Raw genomic sequence first — 16,061 nt, 5'->3', positions numbered from 1 at the left:
TCGATTGAGCCTCCGGTTGAAGGTTTCGTAGGTTGGAAGCTTAGGAAACCAGTCCTTGTAGTGCGAATCAATGCAATGGTGAATTTCTTTGATCCCATGACGACGCTCGTAAGTGATCGCGAAAAGGTAGCAGGTAATCACCTCTTTATCAGTGAATTGAGGCTCAGCCTTGTTCTTTGTATGTCTTTGTACATGATGTTCAATTTGATTGTCGTATACTTCGCAGACGTAGAAGTACAGTTGGATGAGTTTAAGAAGTCGCATTCCTAAAGCTAGGAAAACTTGCTTCTACGTGTTTTAGCCCATGATTCGCATAATAAGAGCATAGTGTCTATCGATATGTACCGTTTTGTGCTTTCCTACTCTTTTTGTGTTTTGTGTGTTGAAAAGCCAGTTACCTCGTTCTACGCTACACGTGAGGTCAATTATTAAATCACCGAGTAAATGGGCTCAGCGTATTACGTAACTGACCTTACGCAACCGGATTATGCCACATAGCACGAAGTACTGCGCAGCAAAACACAAAAACACACAAGAATAAGTAAACGGTGCTTCGGCGTAGTCATACACCGATTTTTGTGCTTATGTGTTTATGTGGCGAAATAATCTGCGTAACATTAGTTACGTAAATATCAGTCACCACTATGACAGCCGTCACCGGCGGCGATCTTTATTCCCATTAATTTAATGGTAAATAAAATAGAATACCCATGTTTAATATAATTGTCCCGATCGATTTTTCCGATACTTCCGTAACAGCTTTACGCTACGGCTGTTACCTCGCCGACGTCACCGGCTACGACCTGGAAGCCATCCACGTGCACGATGGCTACGACGGAGATGCGGGCCTCGTGATCAAGAAAGGAAGCGCCAGAATCCGGTCACGCGTTCGGGAGCGTCTGGAAGTATTCGTCGCCCAGCACGCCGACCAAGCGACCTTTGCCGGATCGCACGACAACAGCGACGTCTTACCATTCATCAAATGCAGGGAAGTAGTCGGTATGGCGGTCGACCAGCTAGTGAAACTCAGTAAATACGAAGACACGGCGCTAATGGTAATGGGGGGCGTGGATTCGGGTATTTCAAGCCCGGTAACGCCTTACTTCGCCAGTGTTGCCAAAGAGGTAGTTACGTTGGCGGGTTGTCCGGTATTGCTCATTCCCCCGCATACGGGGGCACCGGACATTAAGCACGCAGCTATTGCTTTCGACGAAGTGAGTACGCTGGTAGGGTTAAGTGAGCAATCCGAGTTTCTCCGTGAAGCACTGACACCGACGATGCACTTTACCCACGTTTTGTACCGGGAGGAAGAAAGCGAGGAACTGATGGAACTCGGCCTCCTGCGTAAGATGCTCAACAATGACTTCCCCGACTACGAAGTTGAATTCGACCTGCTTCCCAGTGGGAACGTCACGAAAGCACTGGTGAAATACTCGCGGGAAGGGAATATCGATCTGTTGATCCTGGGCCGTCGCCAGTCGAAAGGGTTTTTGACGAAGCTTTTGGTTAAGTCCGAAACACCCGATATCGTCGAATTATGCAACATTCCCACGCTGGTTATACCGCTCGGGGAATAACGAATCGTCACTGATTAGCATAATGGAATTGTTGAGGGAAGTTTACTGAACCGGGTGCGGCGTGGGCACCACCGGTTCGGACCGCCTTACCCTAAAAGCGTGTCGATACCGACAATTAAAATCAATAACAATGGACAGGCGCAAATTTTTGGGCGTAGCTACGGGCTCCGTCTTAACCGTAGGCGGGGCAGGGTATTTGTATAGCGACAAGCATAATGTTGTCAGAGGCGATGCCGCAACTACCGGTCCCAAAGTTTCACCTCCCGACCCCGTCGAATGGGAAATTCTGTATCTCGCTTCTCTTGCACCGAGTGGGCACAATACGCAACCTTGGTTCGTAAAATATAGCGAACCACATCACTGGATTATTTGCAACGACAAAAGCAGGTGGCTCCCCGCGGTCGACCCAAACCAAAGAGAAACGATGTTATCGGTTGGTGCATTCCTACAAAATCTTGAGTATGCAGCCAGTAATGCCGGATATACTTGCCAGTTTGATCTATTAGCTGCTACTAACCAGGACGAGGATGTCGTAGCGGTAAAGTTGATCGAGTCAGAAAGTGCGCCCGCCTTCGATATTGGCAAAATCAAGCATCGGAGAACAGTTCGCTCGGACTACCTCAATAGGTTACTTAGCAAAGAAGATACCGCTTACCTGTTTGAAGAGGAAAAAGACTTTTTCAGCTTTATACCGAGCGGAGCAAAAGAATGGCGTTACCTGAACGAGCAAACTATCGAAGCGAACAGGCTTCAGTCTTACAGAAATTCCGCGGAGAAGGAGCTCTCGGAATGGATCCGGTTTTCGAGTGAGGACGCGGAGAAGCATCGGGACGGGCTCACCGCCGCAAGTATGGAAATAAATGGATTGCCTGGTTGGATCGTTCGGAATTTTTACGAGGAGAGTAGTGTGATGAAAAAAGGGTTTAGGGACAGAAATATCGAAAATGTGATTGAGCAAGTTTCGCAATCGGCGGGGTGGTTGTTGATCACCAGTAAGGACGACTCGGTTGCCGCCCTATTGGAGACGGGTAAACGGATGCAGCGGCTGTTTTTGAAGGTGAGGGAGCGAGGCATTGCCATCCACCCGATGACGCAGATACTGGAAGAATCATTGACTAATCGCCTAGTGAACCAAGCAACGGGCATCAGTGACCGCATCCAGTTTATTTTGCGGGTGGGGTACGTGGATAATTATCCTCCACCAGTTTCCCTGAGGCGACCGGTTGATTGGTTTATTAGTGCTGAGCATTATAGCTGAGCTTGCAGTACGGAGAAAACATGGCGCGTACTGTATCAACTTTGCTCTTCAGTATTGTCTCTGCATCCTGCGTCCGCGCCCAAGAGGTAGAAGGGCTCTGTTTATGGCTTGCTTACTAAATTTCTTAACCATGAAGTATGTTGTTGCAGCCATTCATCATTCCTCCACCCGGTAACGCTCAATAACCCGTAACTGAACCGACCCAATCCGCTCCGCCGTAGCTTTAGCCTTTGCCGCCCGCTCCCCGACGAATAGTTCGTCTACCGTCTTGCGCCACAACGCCAGCCAACGATCGAAGTGTAAGGTCCCGATCGCGTGGTTCATATCCCGATCGAGTTCCACGTGCTTCTGCGTGGGGTTGCCCTTGAAGCGAGCTACCCCGAATAGGTTCGTTTCCCAGAAGTCGGTAAGCTTTACCAGGTGGTCCGGCCACTTGTCGTTCGGTATGCGGTTATTGAAAATTGGCCCGAGAATGTCATCCGTTCTTATTTTGCGATAGAAGGCGTGAACGAGCGTGCTGACTTCCTCCCGGGTTTTAATTTCTTGCATTGGTCGGTTCTTTTACGGTTGAAGCAATAACTTTTTCGACTCTTTCCACGCGGTCCGCCTTAGCGAGCGTGAGGCGGAGCATACAGTCTTTACGGGCTTCAAGATCATGCGGCACCCCACCGGCTAGCGTGATCGCATCGCCTTCCTTCAGGACTACTATAGTGCCGTCCACCCCAAAATTGACTTCTCCTTGGTACACGTGGACGATGATCGGCAGTGGTGATTTATGTTCTTTGATCACGTGGCCCTTTTTCATACATATCCTTACTTCTTTGGAGAAACCCGTTTCCAGCATGACGGAGGTTAGGATGGTGCGGCCCTTGAAATCTGGCTGCTCGTTGAATGATTTGATTTTCATTGATGGATGATTTTATTGATGAATATTAGGTTATTTCGAAGTATAATTACGGATCAACCTTGAATAATTGATAAAATACGAATTTCACAAGTCCTTGCGATTAAACTTCCGATAGGCCAACGACAACGGTACGAGCGCCCAGGTTGCCAATACGCAGCCCGAAATGACCGTGCCCTTCATCGCCCCGAAGAAGTCCTGAAAAACCGCCCCCGACAGCCCCAACAGCGCGGACGCCTCCGTTTTACTAATAACAAAGATGCGCGCAACGTCCACCGGATTAAAAAACAGCAGCCCGAGTACCGGACGCTCAATGGGATAATCCGCCAGCTGGTACATAAAAAGCAGCAGTAATCCGTCGTACACGAAAGCAAAAAAGGCCCAAAGCAGCAGCGCAAAGCCTAACCCCCTGGCTTTATCAGCGAAATAGACACTCACGAGCAAGGCAAGCGCGGTGAAGATGAAAATGAGCAGCGCACCGGCGAACAGCAAGGAAAGCCCTTCCACGTTCGGTGAAAATAGCAGGACCGGAAGCCCAATACTGAGTAGGAAAATAAGGGTAAATACCGCAGTCAAGCCCGCAAACACACCGAAGAATAGCGTATTCCTCCTCACTGGCTGCGCAGCTAGCAACAGAATAAATTCCTGTGAATTATAATAATACATCCCCGCAAAAAGCAACGTAACCAGCGGCTGAACGAAAAGAATGATCCGCAGCAAACTCAAAACGGCTTTCTCGGGCTGGTCTTCGATGGCAAAAACGCCCCAACCAATGGTCAGCATTAGGATGCCGTAAGCGATGACCGCTTTGTTTTTCCAAAGATCCCAAATGATGATTTTACTGATATTGAGCACGGGCCGGCTTATTTTTGATTAATGACACGACCATACGGTTGAGCCTGGTCTCGCCGGTGCGTTCCTGAAGTTCGTCGATGGAGCCGGCGAAATGCACTTTACCCTCCAGCAGGTAGATGACGTGGTTGCAGATCTCCTCCAGGTCGTTCAGGATATGAGAAGTAGTGATGACGAGCCGTTGCTCGCGAACGCACTTACGGATTTTCGCTTTAAGCACTTCGTTGGCCAGCGGGTCGAGGCCCGCCGTGGGTTCGTCCAGGATCAGCACCCGAGGGTTAAAATAAAAGGCGAGGGCGGCGCTCACCCTTTGCCGCATACCACCGGAGAGCGCACCGAGCGCTTTGTTCTTCATTCCGTCAATCTCCAACTCTTCGTAGAGTTCCGTATCGTATTCACCTTCACCGACGTCAGGACGAAGCCGCCGCATCAATTTGAAAAGCTGGTGGGTTTTCATGCGCACGGGAAAACGACTTACCTGCGGCATGTAGCCCAGTTCCCGCCGGTAATCCGGCCCCCGGTTAATATCAATACCATTCACCTCCACCCGGCCGCTACTCGCAATAACCTGACCCAGAATGATCTTACTGAGCGTAGTTTTCCCGGCACCGTTCGGACCGATCAGCGCAATACTCTGCCCGGCTTCGCAGCGCAAATTCAGGCCGGATAATACTTCCTGCCTACTGTATACCTTAGAAAGTTGGAACGTCTCAATCATAAGCGTAGGGCCGGATACGCGGCATTGAGTCGATGAGGTCGAGCGGAATGAGGCGGGGGAAGTTTTTCTCGCCGATTTCTAGTAGGTCGATGATGTTACTATGCAGCAGCATCGTCGCGGCGGGGATTTCGTGCGTTATTTTGGCAAACAGATCGACCGGTCGGTAAGGGACGTCTCCAATACCGTTACGATCCAGGTCGTAGCCGAGGTAGCCGCTCCAGTAGTTCGCTGCAAATTCGTTGTTGTTATGTTTTGAATTGGTCACCACCTCGAAAGTATTGGCCAGAAAGTTATTAGCTAAAACCTGGTTATCGAGGCAATTCCCTTTAATATCAATGGCCGTGCCGTTACGGGTAAACTGATTTTCGCTGATGACGAGCCGATTAGCCCCTTCGGCCAGGATACCGATGGTATTACGGAAAAAGCGGTTGTGGCTGATCCGCCCATCACTGATCTCCTTGAGTAGCAAACCGTAAGACGCCCCGCCCCAGTTGTGGAGGAACTCATTTTCGATCATTTCTATATCGTGAGAAAACATGACGGCTACTCCTGCCGCGTTATCCCGAAAAATATTACCCCGGTAAGCATCGCGGTTGGAAAACATGAAGTGCAGACCGTAGCGAATGTTGCCGTAACTATCGTTGCATTCGATGGTGCTGTCGTCGACGAATTCGAAATAAATACCGTCGCGGTGGCCCGTAACTACGTTATCGTGAATACGGAGCGCCTCACTTTTCCAGGCGTGAATGGCGTTTCCGGCGTTTACTTCGCGGACAAATTTGTTCTGAATGTAATTATTAATTACGTCCGTACGTCCGGCTGTCTCTAGATAGATTCCGAAATAGCAATTGATTATTCGGTTGTCCAGTATTTTAGCATTATTGACTTCTCGAAGTCGAATAGCCGAACATTCGTAGCGGTAGCTTACCCCCACATTTTGCAGGGTAAAACCACTGATCTCCACGCTGTCCGCAGTGACCAGAAAAATATCTTCCGCCCGGTTTTCCGCATCGATGATCACTCCCGGTTCGGCGGTCAGTCGTAAAGGTTTGTCGATCAACAATTCACGCTCCCGGTAATGTCCGGCCAGGACAATAATGTGATCGTGGGCGGCGGCGGCGGCGATGGCCGGGGCAAGTGCGGAAAACTCCGCCCCCGGGCCAACGTACCATGTTGCGGAAAGCAGTTGACAAGGCAGTCCACAAGCCAAACCGGTAAGTAGTATAATTATGATACTTTTCATTTCGTCAGCATTTGCGCAACGGTCGCCCAGTCGAGTGGAATGACATCCTTGGGCAAAGCGCCCTCCGAACTAAATGCCGCCAGATTAGCGCCCATGGGGCTACGCACAGAAGCATCGATCACGAAAAAGAGAGAATCCACCGGCCTTAGAGTAGCCGGTTGATCGTAAGGAACGGCGTACAATTTTTGTACGGCTATTTCTTCCTGCGCGAGGTGGTTCACCATGCATTCGGCGGCGTCGTATTTCATCACCCGCCCCTTTTCGGTGATCAATTCGGCACCATAATTCACCTCAACGATGGCCATTCTGCAAAATTCACACTGATCCATTCCGTAAGCGATGGATACAGGATGGGCGCGGTCGCAGGTGCAAAGAAATATGGTGAGAAGTAACGACATAAACCCCGAAAGAACTTGATTTTTCATACCAGCTTATTTTTTCCGAACCAACCCGCCACGAATGACAATACCATGGATACCGCCACCAGAATAGTTCCCAATCGCGGATAAGACTTCACGTAGAAATTAAGCAGATCCTTCTCCCCGAAGAGCGGCGGCATGTACACCATGCCCTCGATTTTGATGGGCGCCATCGGATCCAGGTTATGCCCGTAATCGTATAACCAGAGGTAGAAATCATACACCCCGAGTAAACAAAGCACAATCATTATCCCACTCCAGGTGAAGTACGCCCAGCGCCGATCAATCACCATACTCACCACCCCCAGTCCGAACATCGCCCAAATGACGTAGGGAAAGTATTGGAGCTCGGGAATAGAGTCCGGTTCGATGTACTGCATTCCAATATAGTGATTAAGAATATTGATGTTCTTAATAATATCCCCACCACCCTCATCCCCGGAGAAGCGATTGATCCAGATGTTCAGCCGCAACCCTCCCGGGAACTGGGCCGCTTCCAGCGTTATTTGCCAGATCGGGAACAGGAACACGCCCAGTAAAAGGAGCAGGCCGAGGCCCATGATCCAGCGGGAACGGGTAATGGTAGTTGGCAATGCCATATTTGAATATTATCACTCGCCCACCAGCGTAGACGCGAGAAGTGAATGATCAACTGATATTACGTAGGATTTTATCACAAAAAACAGAATGCACGAAGTATTACAAAGCAAATCACAAAGTTGATCTCTTTAGCGTAGCAGAAGATTCGCTTTTCTTTTTTTGTGCTTTATGTGTTTCTGTGGCGAAATCCGGCCACGTAAAGCCAGCAATTAATTACTTACCTCAGTATTTACCGCGACGTCTGCGCGCTCTTATTCTCATCATTTAAACCCCATACCAACTCAACGTCCGACCCCTTGGGCGATACCCGCACGTACCCCGACATCTCCTGATGAAGCGCACTACAGAAATCCGTACAGTAAAAAGCAAAAACACCGGGCCGGAAGGGTTCCCACTTCAGCGTTTTAGTCTGCCCCGGCATCACGAGCAACTCGGCATTATTCGCCCCCTGCACGGCAAATCCGTGGGGAACGTCCCAATCTTGTTCGAGATTCGTTAAGTGGAAATACACCTCGTCGCCCATCTGAATCCCTTCGATGTTATCCGGCGCCAGGTGACTGCGGATAGCCGTCATGTAAACGTGTACCTGGTTACCTTCCCGCGTGACCTTCGCTTGGCCCTCACCCAGGGAAGCGTAGGGGTGGGTGTTTTCCTCGATGGCGTAAAATTTCTTAGAATTTGGTTGGATCATGCTGGCCGGGATTGCCTGTGCGTAGTGCGGCTCTCCCTTGGTGGGAAAGTCCAGGATCAGCTTCATCTTATCCCCCGTGATGTCGAAGAGCTGGGCGCTGTGCGCCAGTTCGGGGCCGGTGGGTAGGTACCTGTCTTTCGTGATCTTATTCATTGCCACGAGGTATTTTCCGAACGGCTTTTTGGTCTCCCCGCCAGGAATCGTCAGGTGGCCTGGTGAGTAAAAGGTCGACTGGCGATCGAGGATCTCTAGTTTCTCCACGTCCCACTTCACCACTTCGGAGGAGATGAAGAAAGTCGTGTAAGCATTGCCCTTCCCGTCAAATTCGGTGTGCAGCGGACCAAGACCCGGCTTTTTGAGAATACCGTGCAAACCGGATTCGTAATTAAGAATGGGAATCCCATTAATGTCCCCATCAAAGTCTTTCGCCTCGATGGTGGCCATCAGTTTGTCGAAAGAATAAATCGACATATCCGCCGAAAGCTTTCCGTTGCCCACGATGTATTCTCCGGTGGGGTCGATATCACAACCGTGTGGCGATTTTGGCACCGGGATAAAATACACCATATCGGGTAGTTCAGCGGGGTCCAAGATCGTCGTCGTCGTCATTTCCGTGGAGGCCGCGATCCCTGAACTTTCGTCCAGTTGGTTGTGGTAGTAAGAGGTGGTACGCTCTGTACCGCGTCCAGCTTTAAAGTATTCTTCCGCCTTTTTCCAATCAATAATGGCCAGTAGATCCTTGTCCTTCTGCGAAGCATTCACCTCCAGCAGCGTGTGGGCCTGCTCGGAATTATAAGTCGTCAAAAAGCTCCAACCGTGTGACTTCCCTTTGCCGTTACGGGCGAGGTCATAGTTGAAACCCGGCATTTCAATTTGGAAAGCAAGGCTCATCTCGCCACTCTCCTGATCGACGGCCACGTAATTAATTAGCCCCTTAAAGTTCTCTTTAAACGAAGTAATCGGTACGTCTGCCTGCGGGATCGGCACGCTAAATCGGGTACCACTCACCAGGTATTCACTATTCTCGGTAATGAACGGAGCGCAGTGCAGACCGGCCACGTCGGGGATCTCAAGAATTTCCACCGTCTCGAATGTCGTCAGGTCCACCCGAGCGATCCGCGGGGTATTATTGCCGTTCACGAACAGCCACCGACCGTCGAATTCCCCGTCGGTCTGTGACAGCTCGATGTGGTGGGAATCATCCCACGGAACGAAGCCGTAAGAGGTGTTGAACATCGGCTTTGATTCTTCGCTAAAACCGTAGCCATTTTCCGGGTACACGGAGAACACGGGGATCTCCTTAAGCAGCCGGCCGGAGGGAAGCCCGTAGGCCGTGATTTGCCCGCTGTAGCCGCCGGACATAAAGGCGTAGAACTCATCGTATTCCCCGGGGGCGACGTAGGTCAGCTCGGCGGCATTACCTTCCAGCACCGTGGTGGCATTTTGCTGGGAACAACTCGTGAGGGAGACGGCCAGCGCTAACAGCAGGACCGAATAAACATGAAAGGGTGCTTTCATCATGACAGTATGATTTATTACGTTGGAGAAATTTAAGATGTTAATCATGGTAGAGACACTAGCTAACGTTACACAGATTTTTTTTTGCCACAAAAGCACGAAAACACGAAAGAATAAGCAAATGGTGCCTCGGCGTTACCGACCACAGCTTTTCTGTGCTTATATGGCATAACACGACTACGTAAGGTCACTAACTAATGAACACTTTCGACGGTCGCCCTCACCGCTTTTTGCGTAGTTTCGTTAATGCCTTTTTGAGCTTTATGCCGTTAATGTGCGTAACAACAAATCTTCGAATAAACATATACTTCGTTTTGTAATTATTTACGTCGATCTGCTTATCCTTAAATAAGATTCTTACTTCGCCGTTGTATTGCTGATAACCCCAGCAGGGTTCACACAGGGCTTCCGACGTTATACCCGTTATCTGTTTTTCCGGGTGCGAAAATAAATACGCTAGGCTATTGGTAATTTTCATTTTAGATCGATTTGTAGGTAAGTAGATTAGAGCGACGTTCGGCAACCAGCTTTAGGGTGGCAAGACCGCATCAATATCTAACAATTATCGAATCAAAATAATGCGGCGTATCATCGTACCCACTGACATTAGTCACCTCAGATGAATAGCGGGCTGGGAATAATCAATAATTTGATTCGGGTGTAATTCACATTGTCGTTTTTTCGCTACGAGTGTTCGGACAAAAAACCAGCTGGCTACGCTGGCTGATTTATTTATCCGACCACCTGCGCATGAACCTTGTTAATCCTTAAAGGAGATGGTCGGACCTCGAAGAAGCAGCGTAGCTCACACTCGACTGAGCGACAATTTGAATTACACCCTTCGATTCTGTCCGGTCAAATTGCAGCCTCATCCTTACTGCCCACCTGTTCCATGTCATTTTTGCGCATGAACTCCAGCAGGGCGCGGGCGTCCCCGATCGACACCCGTTGGTTGGGCATGCGGGTCAGACATTCCTCCAGCAGTTTCCGGGCTTGCGGATCTTCGTCGAGCATTACGTCCACGTTGGTGACCATATTCATCACCCATTCCGGTCGCCGCCGGTTAGTCACTCCCGCCCAGCCCGGTCCCACGACGCGCTGGTCGGTTAGTTTATGACAGGCCGAGCATTTCATGTCGTAGATGGCTTTTCCGCTGGCGAGCATACTCTCCTCAAACGGGTCGGTAAGGGTCACATTTTTCACTTCGCCAATGCCTTTCGGACTAGCGGGAGGTGGTGGAGGGGGCGCGGCCGCGGGTGCAGCGGGAGTTTGGGAAGAAGCAGCGTCGTTACCGGAACAACTCACCGCCAGCCAGCAGACCAGGGCCAGCATCGTCAGCGTAAGTAGAAAGAATTTAATGCGCATAATCAGTGTATTTGATGGTTATTTATGTTGAGACGGCAGTGACGTGCCGCAACCGCCAGAAAGCAATTAGGATAGTGCCTATTGCTACCGGAAATAGCAGGGAGAACCCAAAAATCAATTCATAGTAGAGTGGTGAATAACCCCACCCCGCCCACAGCAGGCAGCCTTGCCCGAATAGCAAGATTTCAGTAGTGACGAAGGCTAGCAGGAAAATGAGATAGCCGGTGTGTGCCACTTTACTACTGGGAAATAACTTCGCTTGCAGTAGTAAAGCGATTACCACCAGACTGATCGACCCGATCATCGTGAGGTGAATAAACCCGATGACGAAGTTGTGCACCGTATAAGAGATGGCCGCCATCGCGGGCACCGCCACGGCGCTCTGTACGATGATCTTCGCCGCCAGAGAGCCCAGCCCAGCCCAGAGTAGCACGGTAACCCATCGGCTATTTTTTGCAGCCGTTCGGAGAGCTGGAGCGATTTGTCGCCAAATCAGGGCAAATACGATCAGTTGAATGATCACCCCGGCCGAGTTTAAGTAGAATACGACCGATAATGGCGTACTCCAGCTAACACTGAGTGCGTAGGTCAAAACAAGGGAAGCCTGTAGACCATAAAAGACCAGGGAAGGAAGCTTCACCGGCTTATCCTCACTACTCAACCAGCGAAATAGTAAAGCCAGCATGCCAAACGTAAGCCAGCCGTTAAACTGGAAGTGCAGGAAGAACTGGATGCTGGCGTAATATAAAGGATGGAGTTTCCCCAGCATCGCACTAACCGGTCCCACTGCTAACAAACCCAGCGTAGACGTGAGTAGCCAGTACACGGCCCAGCGGGCCAGACGCCGGTAGCTGGTGTCATCCGTAGTTTTTAGGTCTTTCAAATATTGGAATCCGAAAAGGTAAGCCGCCGCTAAATGCACGGCACAAAAACCAATACTGATCACACCATACCCCTGGTAGACGAACCCAAAGCCCATTCCGATACCGGCAACGACACTGAGGCTGAACACCCAGCGGTACCGCCCAGAGCTACGCGCCGCCACGGGTAGCAGTAAGAAGAGCAAACCGCCGCTGACCAGCATGAAAGCCCAGCCCAGTAGCGCAAGGTGAGAATGCGCGTGGAGTAGGTTTTTGTACGAGAACCCGGGCAATTCGACAATCCACGAAAACCGCATCAGACAACCCAGGAGGGAAGCCGCCAAAAAGAACCCCAGGCTGGAAGCGAACCAGCGCCGACCAGGTGTTGCGGTTCCGGTCGTGGGCCACGAAGTTTTCTTGACCTTCCGACGCTCACCACTAAGTATGATGGGATAGTTTATCACCCCCTAAAGTTGCTTGTTTGCACATCTTAGCGCGGTGATTTATATCACCTCGGAGCATGATATAGCGCAGTTTAGGTATGGGCTTTATGACAGTTTGAATAACATTGCTCCTCTTCCCTTCTGCTTTGCACCCGCGACAGCGCCCACGTAAATTAACCCATTATTCTGCGAAGGTATTCGGACAAACCGACCTAACGGCTACCGTATATTTGTTGATTATCAGATACGCTCAACTACCATAAAGTAAATATGATAACATTCATTCAAAAGAATGATTTACGTCACCCTCTTTGCAGCAAGGAGCTTGAATCTTTGTTAAGCCTAGCTAATTTAATTAATACTATTTTTAAGACAGACCAGCACTAAATGAAACACCTCCTAGTCGGTATTGATTTCAGCGAATCCGCGGACCGTGCCCTGGCCTACGCCGAGGAAATTGCCCTGATCTTCTCGTCTAAAATAAGCCTCCTACACGTTCAAAAACCGTCCGAAGATGGTAACCAGCGAAGCCTCATCGACCAAAAAGAGTACCAGAAAGCCCGCGAACGCCTTACAGCATTAGCTGATGACGTCAGTAGCCGTGGCCTGAATACGGTAGCGATTATCCAGCGGGGAGAGATTACTTCAACGCTAAAACAGATAGTCGACGAGGGCGACTGCGACCTGGTGATTTTAGGCTGCCAGGGCGAGCACCCGCGACCGGACGGCAGTTGGGGCAGCACGAGCGCCGGCCTGATGGAACACACCAGAATTCCGATCCTCGCCGTGCCCATTTCGGCACCGGTGAAATACCCGAGGCGGTACGTGCTGGCCACGGATGAAGAATGCCCGGAAAGCCTTCATAAATTATCTCCCTTATTACGATTACTCGAAACGGATCGGACGCAACTACTACTATTTCATTACCTACAAGCCACCGAAAGAGCAACGCCGGACTTGGCCTACGGGCGGTTACTAGAAGGAATCAAATACCGCTTTTATTACCAGGTAGACGACCACCAGCCCAATGGCCAGGCCGTCGTCGACTTTGCCGACCTGACGTCCGCGGATATTTTGGTTGTCTTGCACCGCACGGGCCATTCGTCCACCGCAAAAGCTCGGGAATCAATAGCCCGAGGAATTACTTGCGTAACCACTTCCGTGCCGGTACTTATTTTACAGGATAGTTTTTAGCTGACCTTACGCAACCGGATTATGCCACATAGCACGAAGTCCTACACAGCAAAACACACAAACACAAGCAAATGGTGATTCAGCGTAGCCATATACCTCCTTTTTGTGCTTTTGTGGCAAAAAAATCTGCACAACATCAATTTTCAATTACGCACCTTCTCGCTTTAATTTTCATACCGCAGCAGTCGTAAAGCATTCAAAACCACCAATACCGTAGACCCCTCGTGGCCCACCACCGCCGGCCCAATGGCCACTACCCCGAATAAAGTCATTGGCACCAAAAAGGCCACCATACCCAGGCTGATCACCAGGTTCTGCTTGATGATTTGCCGCGCTTTCCGGCTCAGTCCGATCGCGAACGGCAGGGTGTCGAGCGCGTCCGCCATTAATGCCACGTCGGCGGTTTCCAGGGCGACGTCCGAGCCGGCGGCGCCCATTGCGATGCCGACGGTGCTTTTTGCCATGGCCGGCGCGTCGTTTACGCCGTCCCCCACCATCGCTACGCTACCTAACTCCGCCCGGAGGCGGTCGATGGCGGCTACCTTATCTTCCGGTAACAAACTACCCAGCGGGTCCGTAATACCAATTTCCTTGGCGATGGCGTCGGCGACTTGCTGGTTATCCCCCGTCAGCATGACCATTCTTTTGATTCCCATCGCCTTCAGCGCGGCTAGTGTTGCCACTACTTCTTTCCTTGCTACGTCCATTACCGCTACGATCCCGAGGTACTTTTCCCCGTGGTGGATGATCATGGCGGTATGCCCCCCGGCCTCCAGCTCGCTCATACGCCGGTCGATCTCTTGCGGCACGTCCGCGCCGGTTAGTTCTTCAAAAAGGAGTCGATTACCAATGTGAACCGGCTTGCCCCCGATCGTTGCCCGCACGCCACGGCCTACGAGCGCAGTCAGGTTTTCCGCCGGTAGTATTGCTACTTCGCTGAGTTCCGCCTGGCCGCCGGTAACGATGGCCGCCGCTAGCGGGTGGTCGCTTAAAGTCTCCACGGCAATCGCAGCTTTGAGTAATTCTTCGCGTGTTGTGTCGCCGAAAGGGATTACGTCCGTCAATTTTGGCCGGCCTTCGGTAAGGGTTCCCGTTTTGTCGAAAGCGATGGCGTTGACCTTGCCTAAGTCCTCCAACGGTCGGCCGCCTTTAATTAGGACACCCTGGCGAGCCGCCCGCGCAATTCCGGCCAGAACGGCGCTCGGCGTGGAAATCGCCAAGGCGCAGGGAGACGCGGCGATTAACACGGACATCGCCCGGTAGAAACTTTCCGCAAAGGCTTCCTCGATGACCAGAAACGCGCCCATCAGCAGCACGACGAATACCAATACAATCGGTACGTAGTATTTTTCGAATTTATCGGCCAGATGCTGCGTTGGTGATTTTTGCGTCTCTGCTTCCCGGACGAGGGTGATCAAGCGCGCCAGTGTGCTGTCCGCTGCTTTGCGCATGACCTTTATTTCGAGTGCGCCGGCACCGTTGATCGTGCCTGCGTATACGCGGTGTTCCGATAATAATTTATCGATATTTTCCTGGGTTTCCCACCGTTCATCCGCACGTTTATCGACTGGCATGCTTTCGCCGGTAATCGGCGCTTGATTGACCGCTGAGGAGCCACTTATCACTACCCCGTCCGCCGCGATGGTAGAATTTGGTTTTACGACGATCGTGTCTCCGACATTCAGTTCCTCGATCGGGACTTCAACCGTCGCCCCACCCCGTTTTACAAATGCCGTCGGTGGCGCCAGGTCGGAAAGCGCCGCGATTGACTTTCTTGCCTTTTTCATGGCGTAGTGCTCCAGCGCGTGACCGAGACTGAATAGAAACAATAACAGCGCGCCTTCTCCCCAGCGGCCCAGGAATGCAGCACCGACGGCCGCGAATAGCATTAAAAAGTCTATTTCGAACTTCCCCCGCAGCAGATCCCCACCCGCCATGATCACCGTAAAGAAGCCGCCGATAACGCCCGCTATTATGTAGAGCACCGTGCTTACGTAGTCGGGCACTCCGGTAATGTATGAAAACACCAATCCACCCACCCAGAATAGTCCACTGGTGATGGCAAAATACAGCTCCGTCCGGTCACCCAGGAACTGAAGGTTGGGGGGTATGCCGTCAGCTTTATTCTCTTGTGGTTTGGATTCGTCCGTCGCGTCGGCTACTCGCAGACCCGCGTTACGTACGGCCATCATTATGGAGGGGCGGTCGGTCCGTTTTTCGTCCCATTCTACTCGTAGCGCGCCCGGTGATGCGGCGGATACGCAAGTAACCCCGGGTACCTTTGCGAGCCGTTGTTCAACCCTCCGGGCATCCCGCGAATGCCGAATTTTGGTAATTTGCAGTATAGTTTTTTCCATAAAATTCTTGCTCCTTTTCCCCACTACTTTGCTCCCGTCCCGACTTAGTCGGGACGCATACT

At 51.1% G+C, this 16,061-nt stretch carries 15 protein-coding genes; 4 read left to right on the top strand and 11 right to left on the bottom strand.

The window, feature by feature from the left end:
* From GGR27_RS19830 to GGR27_RS12220, 3 genes are all read left to right on the top strand, one after another.
* Positions 1-270: hypothetical protein (locus tag GGR27_RS19830; protein WP_209037929.1), on the top strand; the 270-nt coding region annotated here is incomplete at its 5' end.
* A gap of 440 nt (positions 271-710) precedes the next feature.
* Entirely contained in the window at positions 711-1,577 is an 867-nt protein-coding gene (locus GGR27_RS12225) for a universal stress protein (RefSeq protein WP_168037728.1), read from the top strand.
* 130 nt (positions 1,578-1,707) lie between these two features.
* A complete protein-coding gene (locus GGR27_RS12220; protein ID WP_168037727.1) occupies positions 1,708-2,835 on the top strand; it encodes an Acg family FMN-binding oxidoreductase in 1,128 nt (375 codons plus the stop codon).
* Positions 2,836-2,991: 156 nt separating this feature from the next.
* On the opposite strand, the gene GGR27_RS12215 is transcribed toward GGR27_RS12220, so the two are convergent.
* The 10 genes from GGR27_RS12215 to GGR27_RS12170 all read right to left on the bottom strand — a co-directional run bounded on the left by GGR27_RS12215 (position 2,992) and on the right by GGR27_RS12170 (position 12,469).
* Positions 2,992-3,384 carry a group III truncated hemoglobin gene (locus GGR27_RS12215; protein ID WP_168037726.1) on the bottom strand — a complete coding sequence of 131 codons (393 nt, stop codon included), beginning with the start codon at positions 3,382-3,384 and terminating at the stop codon, positions 2,992-2,994.
* Positions 3,371-3,742, bottom strand: a complete 372-nt coding sequence (locus GGR27_RS12210; RefSeq protein WP_168037725.1) for a cupin domain-containing protein — start codon at positions 3,740-3,742, stop codon at positions 3,371-3,373. Before GGR27_RS12210 ends, GGR27_RS12215 begins: the two co-directional genes overlap by 14 nt.
* 84 nt (positions 3,743-3,826) lie before the next feature.
* Complete coding sequence (locus GGR27_RS12205; protein WP_168037724.1) at positions 3,827-4,594, bottom strand: ABC transporter permease subunit; 768 nt, start codon at positions 4,592-4,594, stop codon at positions 3,827-3,829.
* Positions 4,578-5,309 carry an ABC transporter ATP-binding protein gene (locus GGR27_RS12200; protein WP_168037723.1) on the bottom strand — a complete coding sequence of 244 codons (732 nt, stop codon included), beginning with the start codon at positions 5,307-5,309 and terminating at the stop codon, positions 4,578-4,580. The genes GGR27_RS12205 and GGR27_RS12200 overlap by 17 nt, the downstream gene beginning before the upstream one ends.
* A complete protein-coding gene (gene nosD, locus GGR27_RS12195) occupies positions 5,302-6,552 on the bottom strand; it encodes a nitrous oxide reductase family maturation protein NosD (RefSeq protein WP_168037722.1) in 1,251 nt (416 codons plus the stop codon). Before nosD ends, GGR27_RS12200 begins: the two co-directional genes overlap by 8 nt.
* A complete protein-coding gene (locus GGR27_RS12190; RefSeq protein ID WP_168037721.1) occupies positions 6,549-6,977 on the bottom strand; it encodes a nitrous oxide reductase accessory protein NosL in 429 nt (142 codons plus the stop codon). The genes nosD and GGR27_RS12190 overlap by 4 nt, the downstream gene beginning before the upstream one ends.
* A complete protein-coding gene (locus tag GGR27_RS12185; protein ID WP_245184632.1) occupies positions 6,974-7,570 on the bottom strand; it encodes a hypothetical protein in 597 nt (198 codons plus the stop codon). Before GGR27_RS12185 ends, GGR27_RS12190 begins: the two co-directional genes overlap by 4 nt.
* A gap of 230 nt (positions 7,571-7,800) precedes the next feature.
* Complete coding sequence (gene nosZ, locus GGR27_RS12180) at positions 7,801-9,780, bottom strand: Sec-dependent nitrous-oxide reductase (RefSeq protein ID WP_168037749.1); 1,980 nt, start codon at positions 9,778-9,780, stop codon at positions 7,801-7,803.
* 855 nt (positions 9,781-10,635) lie between these two features.
* Positions 10,636-11,145 (bottom strand): c-type cytochrome, encoded by a 510-nt coding sequence (locus GGR27_RS12175; protein WP_168037720.1) that lies wholly within the window; start codon positions 11,143-11,145, stop codon positions 10,636-10,638.
* Between the two features lie 22 nt (positions 11,146-11,167).
* Positions 11,168-12,469 (bottom strand): hypothetical protein, encoded by a 1,302-nt coding sequence (locus GGR27_RS12170; protein WP_168037719.1) that lies wholly within the window; start codon positions 12,467-12,469, stop codon positions 11,168-11,170.
* Positions 12,470-12,835: 366 nt separating this feature from the next.
* On the opposite strand from GGR27_RS12170, the gene GGR27_RS12165 reads away from it, so the two are divergent.
* The gene (locus tag GGR27_RS12165) at positions 12,836-13,642 is read left to right on the top strand and encodes a universal stress protein (protein WP_168037718.1); all 807 of its coding nucleotides are present in this window, start codon (positions 12,836-12,838) and stop codon (positions 13,640-13,642) included.
* 164 nt (positions 13,643-13,806) lie between these two features.
* Here GGR27_RS12165 and GGR27_RS12160 read toward each other — a convergent pair whose 3' ends face one another.
* Complete coding sequence (locus tag GGR27_RS12160; RefSeq protein WP_168037717.1) at positions 13,807-15,999, bottom strand: heavy metal translocating P-type ATPase; 2,193 nt, start codon at positions 15,997-15,999, stop codon at positions 13,807-13,809.
* Between the last annotated feature and the right edge of the window lie 62 nt (positions 16,000-16,061).

The organism is Neolewinella antarctica, assembly GCF_011927835.1.
Classification (GTDB): Bacteria; Bacteroidota; Bacteroidia; order Chitinophagales; family Saprospiraceae; genus Neolewinella; species Neolewinella antarctica.
Note: the sequence above shows the minus strand (reverse complement) of the source record. Positions and strands in the feature narration are given on the sequence as shown.

Bases quoted from the DNA above. Each gene is read 5' to 3' on its own strand.
- nosD (WP_168037722.1), bottom strand. From the start codon at position 6,552: ATGAAAAGTATCATAATTATACTACTTACCGGTTTGGCTTGTGGACTG.
- GGR27_RS12215 (WP_168037726.1), bottom strand. From the start codon at position 3,384: ATGCAAGAAATTAAAACCCGGGAGGAAGTCAGCACGCTCGTTCACGCC.
- GGR27_RS12165 (WP_168037718.1), top strand. From the start codon at position 12,836: ATGAAACACCTCCTAGTCGGTATTGATTTCAGCGAATCCGCGGACCGT.
- GGR27_RS12200 (WP_168037723.1), bottom strand. From the start codon at position 5,309: ATGATTGAGACGTTCCAACTTTCTAAGGTATACAGTAGGCAGGAAGTA.
- GGR27_RS12175 (WP_168037720.1), bottom strand. From the start codon at position 11,145: ATGCGCATTAAATTCTTTCTACTTACGCTGACGATGCTGGCCCTGGTC.
- GGR27_RS12160 (WP_168037717.1), bottom strand. From the start codon at position 15,999: ATGGAAAAAACTATACTGCAAATTACCAAAATTCGGCATTCGCGGGAT.
- GGR27_RS12225 (WP_168037728.1), top strand. From the start codon at position 711: ATGTTTAATATAATTGTCCCGATCGATTTTTCCGATACTTCCGTAACA.
- GGR27_RS12185 (WP_245184632.1), bottom strand. From the start codon at position 7,570: ATGGCATTGCCAACTACCATTACCCGTTCCCGCTGGATCATGGGCCTC.
- nosZ (WP_168037749.1), bottom strand. From the start codon at position 9,780: ATGAAAGCACCCTTTCATGTTTATTCGGTCCTGCTGTTAGCGCTGGCC.
- GGR27_RS12210 (WP_168037725.1), bottom strand. From the start codon at position 3,742: ATGAAAATCAAATCATTCAACGAGCAGCCAGATTTCAAGGGCCGCACC.
- GGR27_RS12220 (WP_168037727.1), top strand. From the start codon at position 1,708: ATGGACAGGCGCAAATTTTTGGGCGTAGCTACGGGCTCCGTCTTAACC.
- GGR27_RS12190 (WP_168037721.1), bottom strand. From the start codon at position 6,977: ATGAAAAATCAAGTTCTTTCGGGGTTTATGTCGTTACTTCTCACCATA.